The organism is Ilyobacter sp. (genome assembly GCF_041583315.1).
Classification (GTDB): Bacteria; Fusobacteriota; Fusobacteriia; order Fusobacteriales; family Fusobacteriaceae; genus Ilyobacter.
Genome location: NZ_JBFHGC010000599.1, coordinates 1 through 1,644 on the forward strand (window position 1 = coordinate 1; position 1,644 = coordinate 1,644).

Here is a 1,644-nt window from a genome sequence, read left to right on the forward strand (position 1 = left end):
AGCCTGATAAATATAGAGAAACTAAAATGAAGACCATGGTAATCGAAAACATTGAAAAGTCTAGAGATATGTATTTTTTCAATATTTTAAAACCACAAAGAACATTTGGAGAAGAAAAGTTCAGTATAACTAAATTTTCGGAGTCTGATTGTTTCGGTTCTGTTATAGAAAACGAAACTTTTAGAGAAACATTTCTGTTTAATCCTTCAAAAAAAGAGGTCGAACTGGGAAAAATTAAAACTGATGCAAAATGGGTTATTGTAGTAGAGACAGGGGATAAGGTATCTAAATTTGGAATAAATGGCGGGTCTGCTTTAGTTTTTAAAGGAGAAAAGTTGGTAGAAAATAATAAAACAGAAAATTTATTTGTAAAAAAATAAAGATAGGAGATTAAGATTATGGACTATAGCAATATAGGTAAATTAGAAAGGGGCACACTAAAAAAAAGATATCAGGATATGTTGCAACATATGGGTACCGAAGTAACAGAATTCTCAGAAAAATTCAATGATGATTATAATAAGATGAGTGAATGGGGACATATGTACTTCTGTGAAGAAGACGGAGCTATACTGGATTTCGACTTGGGAAAACCCCACACACATATTTGTACAGTCTGTAAAAAAGAGTATAAAAGTAAGCAGCTAGATAATGTCTGGGTTTATTTTTACAGAGGAAAGGCTATTCAAACTGCATTGAATGCAGCAGTTGTATATAAAGCAACAAAAGAGATGAAGTATTTGAAATATGTGGAAAAAATAATTGGTTACTATGCAGAACATTATACAGATTTTGAAATTCATTCAAAAGACGCAGCAGTGGAAATTACTACCACAGGTAAGCTAGGTTATGCCAGAATTATGCCACAGGAACTGAATGAAGCTGTAATTATGGTTAAAATTGCCAGAATTATGGAGATATTAAAAGAGGATATTTCAAAGGAATTTAGTGAATCAGTAAGAAATATGTTTAGAGAGGTATTTGAAATATTGGCACCCCAGGTAAATAAAGTGCATAATAAACCCTGTTGGTCTGCCTGTGCAATAGGTTCTATGGGGTTTGTAATACAGGATAAAGAGATGATTGATTTTGCTTTTAACAGTGAGTTCAATATAAACAGACAATTAGAGGAAGGTGTAACTTCAGGGATATGGTACGAAGGATCAATGTATTATAGCTTCTTTACATTAGAAGGGATAGCAGACCTGTTATTGTTTGCTAAAACTTATAATTACCATGTTCCTGTATTGGAAGAAACAGTGGAGTTTATGCTGAATACAGCATATGACTACGCTTTTGATAACTTAATTTTTCCAAACCCAAATGATGGTTGGCCTGACATTAATCTGAAGACTTTTTCATTTTTATACCATCTGGGATACAAAATATTCGGAGAGGAAAAAATGGGAGCTTTACTCAGAAAAATCGAAAAATCAGATATACCGAGAAGAGATCCTCAATTGGCTAAACCTTATTACTTCAATAACGAAATTTCATTGGAAGAGCTGTTGTTTAACAATGATTTTAATATGGAAGGGGTTGTTTCTGAAAAATCAGGGACATCTAATTTTGAAAGTTCAAATGTTGGGATCTTAAAAAATGACAGTGTAAATGTATTTGTAAAATATGGTCATCAGGCAAGGA

The 1,644-nt window shown here is 32.5% G+C and carries 1 protein-coding gene and 1 pseudogene; both read left to right on the forward strand.

Going from position 1 to position 1,644, the window contains the following annotated elements:
* A pseudogene (locus ABZA26_RS14595) lies at window positions 1-380 on the forward strand (heparinase II/III family protein); the annotation flags it as partial.
* 18 nt (window positions 381-398) lie between these two features.
* Window positions 399-1,644, forward strand: a 1,246-nt coding sequence (locus ABZA26_RS14600; RefSeq protein ID WP_372715218.1) for a heparinase II/III family protein, incomplete at its 3' end; no start/stop codon positions are given.